At 66.2% G+C, this 7,567-nt stretch carries 9 protein-coding genes; 8 read left to right on the top strand and 1 reads right to left on the bottom strand.

The features are described from left to right. Positions 1 to 75 precede the first annotated feature (75 nt). The 5 genes from rpsA to trpB all read left to right on the top strand — a co-directional run bounded on the left by rpsA (position 76) and on the right by trpB (position 4,897). Positions 76 to 1,758: a 30S ribosomal protein S1 gene (gene rpsA, locus OS124_RS0118830; protein ID WP_010141450.1), complete on the top strand. Its 1,683-nt coding sequence runs from the start codon at positions 76 to 78 to the stop codon at positions 1,756 to 1,758. A 341-nt stretch (positions 1,759 to 2,099) separates the two neighbouring features. After that, on the top strand, positions 2,100 to 2,384 hold the full coding sequence (gene ihfB / locus OS124_RS0118825) for an integration host factor subunit beta (RefSeq protein WP_010141449.1): 285 nt from the start codon (positions 2,100 to 2,102) through the stop codon (positions 2,382 to 2,384). Then, complete coding sequence (locus tag OS124_RS0118820; RefSeq protein WP_010141448.1) at positions 2,384 to 2,722, top strand: lipopolysaccharide assembly protein LapA domain-containing protein; 339 nt, start codon at positions 2,384 to 2,386, stop codon at positions 2,720 to 2,722. The genes ihfB and OS124_RS0118820 overlap by 1 nt, the downstream gene beginning before the upstream one ends. Before the next feature lie 4 nt (positions 2,723 to 2,726). Then, positions 2,727 to 3,398 carry a phosphoribosylanthranilate isomerase gene (locus OS124_RS0118815; protein ID WP_010141447.1) on the top strand — a complete coding sequence of 224 codons (672 nt, stop codon included), beginning with the start codon at positions 2,727 to 2,729 and terminating at the stop codon, positions 3,396 to 3,398. A gap of 236 nt (positions 3,399 to 3,634) precedes the next feature. Next, positions 3,635 to 4,897, top strand: coding sequence for a tryptophan synthase subunit beta (gene trpB, locus OS124_RS0118810; protein ID WP_010141446.1), 1,263 nt, complete (start codon positions 3,635 to 3,637; stop codon positions 4,895 to 4,897). Positions 4,898 to 5,025: 128 nt separating this feature from the next. Here the strand turns inward: trpB and OS124_RS0118805 are convergent, their stop codons facing one another. Further along, positions 5,026 to 5,391 (bottom strand): antibiotic biosynthesis monooxygenase, encoded by a 366-nt coding sequence (locus OS124_RS0118805; RefSeq protein ID WP_010141445.1) that lies wholly within the window; start codon positions 5,389 to 5,391, stop codon positions 5,026 to 5,028. Positions 5,392 to 5,716: 325 nt separating this feature from the next. Between OS124_RS0118805 and OS124_RS0118800 the strand changes: the two genes are divergently transcribed. The 3 genes from OS124_RS0118800 to OS124_RS25225 all read left to right on the top strand — a co-directional run. Beyond that, positions 5,717 to 6,340, top strand: coding sequence for a 50S ribosomal protein L25/general stress protein Ctc (locus OS124_RS0118800; protein ID WP_029375573.1), 624 nt, complete (start codon positions 5,717 to 5,719; stop codon positions 6,338 to 6,340). Positions 6,341 to 6,562: 222 nt separating this feature from the next. After that, on the top strand, positions 6,563 to 7,318 hold the full coding sequence (gene pth, locus OS124_RS0118795) for an aminoacyl-tRNA hydrolase (RefSeq protein WP_010141443.1): 756 nt from the start codon (positions 6,563 to 6,565) through the stop codon (positions 7,316 to 7,318). Next, positions 7,315 to 7,567: DUF2332 family protein (locus tag OS124_RS25225; RefSeq protein ID WP_010141441.1), on the top strand; the 253-nt coding region annotated here is incomplete at its 3' end. The genes pth and OS124_RS25225, both read left to right, overlap by 4 nt.

The following is a 7,567-nucleotide window of genomic DNA, read 5'->3' as shown; positions in this document are numbered from 1 at the left end:
ACATGACCAATCCCAAGACCGGCGGAGACAACCGCTCGGCCAGTATAGCGAAAACGTTAGGAACCCAGAGACCACATGGCTCAGAACACATCGATGGAGGAATTCGAAGCCCTCCTTAACGAAAGCTTCGAAATGGACACCCCCGAAGAGGGTTCGGTTGTCAAAGGCAAGGTGATCGCTGTCGAAGCGGGCCAGGCCATCATCGACGTCGGCTACAAGATGGAAGGCCGCGTCGATCTTAAAGAATTCGCAAATCCCGGCGAAGCTCCCGAGATCACCGTCGGTGACGAAGTGGAAGTCTTCCTGCGTTCCGCCGAGAACGCCCGTGGCGAAGCCGTCATCTCGCGCGAGATGGCCCGCCGCGAAGAAGCCTGGGATCGTCTGGAAAAGGCCTACGCCGACGACGCCCGTGTCGAAGGTGCGATCTTCGGCCGCGTCAAGGGTGGCTTCACGGTCGACCTCGGCGGTGCCGTTGCCTTCCTGCCCGGCAGCCAGGTTGACGTCCGCCCCGTGCGTGATGCCGGCCCGCTGATGGGTCTGAAGCAGCCCTTCCAGATCCTGAAGATGGACCGTCGTCGCGGCAACATCGTGGTCTCGCGTCGTGCGATCCTCGAGGAATCCCGTGCCGAGCAGCGTGCCGAGGTCATCTCGAACCTGCAGGAAGGCCAGGCGGTCGACGGCGTGGTCAAGAACATCACCGAGTACGGCGCCTTCGTCGACCTGGGCGGTGTGGACGGCCTGCTGCACGTCACCGACATGGCATGGCGCCGTGTGAACCACCCCTCCGAGATCCTGACGATCGGCGAGACCGTGAAGGTCCAGGTCATCAAGATCAACAAGGACACCCACCGTATCTCGCTGGGCATGAAGCAGCTGCAGGAAGATCCGTGGGATCTGGTGGCCGCCAAGTACCCGCTGTCTTCGGTTCACGCCGGCCGCGTCACGAACATCACCGACTACGGTGCATTCGTCGAGCTGGAGCCCGGTGTCGAAGGCCTGGTCCACGTGTCGGAAATGTCCTGGACCAAGAAGAACGTGCACCCCGGCAAGATCGTTTCGACCTCGCAGGAAGTCGACGTCATGGTGCTGGAAATCGACGCTGCCAAGCGTCGCGTTTCGCTGGGCCTCAAGCAGACCATGCGCAACCCGTGGGAAGTCTTCTCCGAGACCCACCCCGAGGGCACCGTTGTCGAAGGCGAAGTCAAGAACATCACCGAATTCGGTCTGTTCGTCGGCCTGCCTGGCGACATCGACGGCATGGTTCACCTGTCCGACCTCAGCTGGGACGAGCGCGGTGAAGACGCCATCCAGAACTACCGCAAGGGCGACATCGTCCAGGCCGTGGTCTCGGAAGTCGACATCGACAAGGAGCGCATCTCGCTCTCGATCAAGAACGTCGGCGGCGACAAGTTCGCCGAAGCCGTTGGCGGCGTGAAGCGTGGTTCGGTCATCACCGTGACCGTCACCGCCATCGAAGACGGCGGCATCGAAGTGGAATACGAAGGCATGAAGTCCTTCATCCGCCGCTCCGACCTGTCGCGTGACCGTGCCGAACAGCGCCCCGAGCGCTTCTCGGTCGGTGACCACGTCGACGTGCGCGTCACCAACGTCGACAGCAAGACCCGCCGTCTGGGCCTGTCGATCAAGGCACGCGAGATCGCCGAAGAGAAAGAGGCCGTCGAACAGTACGGTTCCTCCGACTCGGGCGCCTCGCTGGGCGACATCCTCGGCGCCGCCCTCAAGGGCGACAACGACTGAGCACCCCCTGGGCCGTCCGGCCCATGAGTGTGTCGCATCCTTTCGGAAGGGCCCCGCAGCAGCGGGGCCCTTTTGCCGTTCCGGGCTGACGTGAAGGGCAGCGCGACGGGCCCATAGTGCTTGCGAATCAATTCCTTGGCCGCAGTGCGGCATGGCGATGAAATCCCGGGCACCGGCCCGTTCAGGGGGAAGAACGGGGCGGGGATTTCCGCCTTGCGGGGGAATTTTGGCCGAAATCCCGGCCCACGCCACATTTCAGGTTGTTCCCGTAGAGGGGGAAAGCCCTTATATTCCCGGAACATGGTGTCAGCAGAAGACCAGTGCCGGGGAGACAGAACCATATGATCCGCTCTGAATTGATCCAGAAGATCGCCGACGAGAACCCGCATCTTTACCAGCGCGATGTCGAGCGGATCGTGAACACGATCTTCGAGGAGATCACCGAGGCCATGGCCAAGGGCAACCGCGTCGAGCTGCGCGGCTTCGGGGCCTTCTCGGTGAAGAAACGTGAGGCCCGCACCGGGCGGAACCCGCGCACCGGCGCGGCCGTCGAGGTCGAGGAAAAACACGTTCCCTTCTTCAAGACCGGCAAGCTTCTGCGGGACCGACTGAACGGAAACGACTGATGAAATACATCCGCTACGCCATCCTGGGCCTGATCGCCATCGTGCTGGTCTCGGTGGCGCTGGCCAACCGGCAGCCCGTTGAGCTGGCGCTGCTGCCCGAGGGCCTTGCCGATATCGCTGGGATGAACTTCGCCGTGACCCTGCCGCTCTACGCGGTGATCTTCGCCGGCATCGTGGCCGGGCTGCTGATCGGCTTCCTCTGGGAATGGATGCGCGAGCACAAGCACCGCGCCGAGATGCGCCGCCAGTCCCGAGAGGCCCACAAGCTGAAGCGTGAGGTGAAGCGGCTGAAGGGCGAGAAGCACGGACAGGACGACGTCCTGGCGCTGCTGGACTGATCCGGTGCCCGTCCTCGTCCAACCGAACCGCGCGCCCCGGCGCCGCGTCAAGATCTGCGGCCTGAAGACCCCCGCCGACATGGAGGCCGTCGCCCGGTCCGGCGCCGTCTACGCCGGCCTGGTCTTCTTCCCGAAGAGCCCGCGTCACCTCGACATTCCGACTGCCCGCGCCCTGGCGCTGGAGGCCCCCGTCGGCCTCGCCAAGGTGGCGCTGCTTGTCGATCCCGACGATGCGCTGCTGGAGGCGGTCACCGCCGAGGTGCCGCTGGACATGTTGCAGTTGCACGGGAAGGAGAGCCCCGCGCGGCTGGCCGAGATCCGCGCCCGCACCGGCCTGCCGGTCATGAAGGCGATCGGCGTGGCCGATGCCGCCGACCTCGCTGCCATTGCCGATTACGAGACCGTGGCGGACCAGTTGCTGATCGACGCCAAACCGCCCAAGGAGGCCGAGCTGCCGGGTGGCAACGGGCTGTCCTTCGACTGGCGCCTGATCGCCGGGCGCGACTGGGCGCGACCCTGGATGCTGGCCGGCGGGCTGACCCCCGACAACGTCGCCGAGGCCATCCGGCTGACCGGGGCCACCCAGGTCGATGTCTCCTCCGGGGTCGAAAACGCACCGGGCGTGAAGGATGCCGAAAAGATCCTCTCCTTCGTCCAGTCCGCTATCGCGGCCTGAAAGAAATCCCCTGCGGGGAGCACGTGGAGGGGGCGCTGCCCCCTCTTGATCCCGTTCCGGGCCCAATTCACCCCCGGAGTATTTTCAGCCTGGTGATGGGCATAAGAGCCTCTTGTTCATCACCAGGCTGAAAATACTCCCGCCGGAGGCATGTCGCCGCAGGTGCCATCCCTTGCCCGAAGGGCGCCATCCCGCTACATCCTTGCTGACCCGCAGCCCGGAAACAGGAGCTTTCCATGGACGATCTTCTCAACAGCTTCATGACCGGCCCGGACGAGAAGGGCCGCTTCGGCCTGCACGGCGGACGTTTCGTCTCCGAGACGCTGATGCCGCTGATCCTCGCCCTGGAGGCCGAATATGAAAAGGCCAAGACCGACGAGGGCTTCTGGGAAGAGATGCGGGAGCTGTGGAAGAACTACGTGGGCCGCCCGAGCCCGCTCTATTTCGCGCCGCGGCTGACCGAAGAGCTGGGCGGGGCGAAGATCTACCTCAAGCGCGAGGAACTGAACCACACCGGCGCGCACAAGATCAACAACGTGCTGGGGCAGATCCTGCTGGCACGGCGCATGGGCAAGACCCGGATCATCGCCGAGACCGGCGCCGGGCAGCACGGCGTGGCCACGGCCACCGTCTGCGCCAAGTTCGGCCTGAAGTGCATCGTCTACATGGGCGCCACCGACGTGAAGCGCCAGGCGCCCAACGTCTTCCGGATGCGCCTGCTGGGCGCGGAAGTGGTGCCCGTGACCTCGGGCCGTGGCACCCTGAAGGACGCGATGAACGACGCCCTGCGCGACTGGGTGACCAATGTCCGTGACACCTTCTACTGCATCGGCACCGTGGCCGGTCCGCATCCCTACCCGGCCATGGTGCGCGATTTCCAGGCCATCATCGGCCAGGAGACCCGCTGGCAGCTGGAAGAGCAGGAAGGCAAGGGCCGCTTGCCCGACACCGTCGTCGCCGCCGTCGGCGGGGGCTCGAACGCCATGGGCCTGTTCCACCCGTTCCTCGATGACAAGGAGGTCGCCATCATCGGCGTCGAAGCCGGCGGCAAGGGTGTCGACGAGAAGATGGAGCATTGCGCCTCGCTGACCGGCGGCCGCCCCGGCGTGCTGCATGGCAACCGCACCTACCTGCTGCAGGACGAATACGGGCAGATCCTGGAGGGGCATTCGATCTCGGCCGGGCTCGACTATCCCGGCATCGGGCCCGAGCACTCCTGGCTGCATGACATCGGTCGGGCGAAATACGTCTCGGTCACCGATTACGAGGCGCTGGAGGCCTTCCAGCTGTGCTGCCGCACCGAAGGCATCATCCCGGCGCTGGAAAGCTCGCATGCCGTGGCCCATGTGATGAAGATCGCAGGGGACCTGCCGAAGGACCACATCATCGTCATCAACCTCTCGGGGCGGGGCGACAAGGACATTTTCACCGTGGCCGATCACCTCGGCTTCGACATGTCCGATACCGGCGCCGTCTCGGAAGGCCGCAAGGTCGAGTGACCCGCCGCGCCGCCGGGGGGCTCCTCCGGCGGTCATCGGCGTAGGGTGGATGCAATCCACCTTCGGGGACGCGCAGGGCAGGTGGGTTGCACCCACCCTACACGCAGGGCGGTGTCGGCCCCCGACGGTCAGGCGTCCTCGAGGATGGCCTCGAAGCCTTCGAACTGCGGCGGGCCCATCAGGGCGTCTTTGGTGCGGCTGTTGCCGGCGTTCTTGTGGGCGTCGCGGAATTGCTCGGAGCGTGTCCAGGCCTCGAAGTTGGCCTTGCTGGCCCAGAGCGTGTAGCTGGCATAGAGGACGTGATCCTCGGCGCTCGCGCCTTTCAGCATGCGGAACTCGCGGAAGCCGTCCAGCTCGTTCAGGCGGCTCTCACGGGTCTTCCAGATTTCCTCGAAGGCTTCCTCGTGGCCCGGGCGGACCTTGAAGCGGTTCATGGCGATGAAGGACATGGTGACACTTTCGTTGCAGGGGAAGTTCTGGCGGGCATGGCGCATCCCCTGCGCCGGCTGGCATCGGCGGGACTAGACGGCAAAGGGGCGTCAGGGTCAAGCTCGGGGCCGGCGTCACCGCGGCGGAGGGGGGATCTTGTCGGGCGGCCGCGGCGAGGTTGCCGGCAGGCAAATGCCGGGAAGGATCGGGGCTGCGGCTTGAGGGCCCGGAAAGGGCGCGGCCCTGGTCCCGCCGGTGCCGGCGGCGGCGTTCGGGCCGGGCAGCGGCACGAATAGCGCTTTCCTTTGTTGGGGAATCCGTGTACTCGCGCGGGACTTGAACGCGGGCATACAGCCTTGGAGGGTGCCCGCCCCTACTAGGAGAATTGATATGGCTGGAGAAATTCCTGATCTCCTCGTCCAGGAACGTGCGGGGACGGGCAAGGGCGCCGCTCGCGCAGCGCGTCGCGCTGGCATGGTTCCGGGTGTGGTTTACGGCGGCGACGCGGATCCGATCGCGATCGAGATCGGCTTCAACGACCTGCTGAAGCGCCTGAAGGCAGGCCGCTTCCTGGCGACCCTCTTCAACCTGAAGGTTGAAGGCCACGAAGACGTCCGCGTCATCTGCCGCGGCGTCCAGCGCGATGTCGTGAAGGATCTGCCGACCCACGTCGACTTCATGCGCCTGCGTCGCACCACCCGCGTGAACCTGCACATCCCCGTCGAGTTCATCAACCACGCGGCGGCCCCCGGCCTCAAGAAGGGTGGCGTGCTGACCGTGGTTCGTGCCGATGTCGACCTGTCGGTCATCGCGGGCGATATCCCCGATCACATCACCGTCGACCTGACCGGCAAGCAGATCGGTGATACCATCACTATCAGCCAGGTCACCCTGCCCGAAGGCGTCAAGCCCGTCATCGAGCGTGACTTCGTGATCGCCAACATCACCGCGCCGTCGGGCCTGAAGGCCCAGGACGACGCCGAGGATGATGCCGAGGAAGCCGCAGAGGAGTGATCCTCGGCGCCTGACGGCCCTGCTGAGACATTCGAACGGCCTCGCCCCTGCGGCGGGGCCGTTTGCCGTTGTACCGTCCTGCCCATGCAGAGGCCCTCGATCCGCCAAGCGGGCCGGTTGTCTGCAGGGGACGCCCGGCAGGCCCCGCGGCGCTGCCCTTTGCTGGACCGCCCCGCCCCGCTGCGGTAAGCCCTTGGCACAATGGCCAGCAGCGGAGGTCCCATGCAGCTCTTTGTCGGACTCGGCAATCCCGGGGCGAAATACGCCGGCAACCGGCACAACATCGGCTTCATGGCGTTGGACCGGATCGCCGCCGATCACGGCTTTGCCCCCTGGCGGGCCAAGTTCCAGGGCGAGCTGACCGAGGGCAGCCTGGGCGGCGAGAAGGTGCTGCTTCTGAAGCCTGCGACCTTCATGAACCTCTCGGGCCAGTCGGTGGGCGAGGCGATGCGCTTCTACAAGCTCACCCCCGCCGATGTGACCGTCTTCCACGACGAGCTGGACCTGGCGCCCGGCAAGCTGCGCGTCAAGCGGGGCGGCGGGCATGCGGGGCACAACGGGCTGCGTTCGATCCACCAGCATATCGGGGCCGAGTACCAGCGCATCCGCATGGGCGTCGGTCACCCCGGCCACAAGGACCGGGTGGCGGGCTACGTCCTGTCGGATTTCGCCAAGGCCGAGGAAGGCTGGCTGGACGACATGATGCGCGGCTGCTCGGACGGGGCGGCGGATCTTGCCAGGGGCGATGCGGCGCGGTTCCAGAATGCCGTCGCACTGCGGGTCAACCCGCCGCGCAACAAGGATCGGGAGGCGCAGGCCGGCGGCTCGGGTGGCACTCGGGGCGACGGGCCGCAGGTCTCGGGGCAGAAGACGTCGGGGCAGCAGGCCGTGGCGCAGAAGGCTGCCGCGCTGAAGGCCCAGGCGGATCGCCGCGATACCCGCACGCCGTTGCAGAAGCTGAAGGACAAGTTCCGGTGAGCGCCGGTCAGGTGGTGCAGCCCGCCCCCTGGCAGGCACATTTCCTCAAGCAGGCGCGGGCCTGCGAGGCGCTTGGCTCTCCCTTCACCGCGGCGCTGCTGAGGTGGCTCGAGGGCGCGATGCCCGAAGGGGCCGTCGCCGCGCCCATCCGCGACTGGGATCCCGGGGCGCTCGGCCCCGACGCCGTCGCGCTGCGGCTGGCGGGCGGCCTGCACGCCCTGGTGCTACTGGACCGCGACGAGGCCCAGT

The sequence above is a fragment of the Oceanicola sp. S124 genome (assembly GCF_000220565.1).
In the GTDB taxonomy this organism is placed as follows: Bacteria; Pseudomonadota; Alphaproteobacteria; order Rhodobacterales; family Rhodobacteraceae; genus Pseudooceanicola.
The sequence above is the reverse complement of the archived record's forward strand: the minus strand, read 5'-3'. Positions and strand labels throughout refer to the sequence as shown.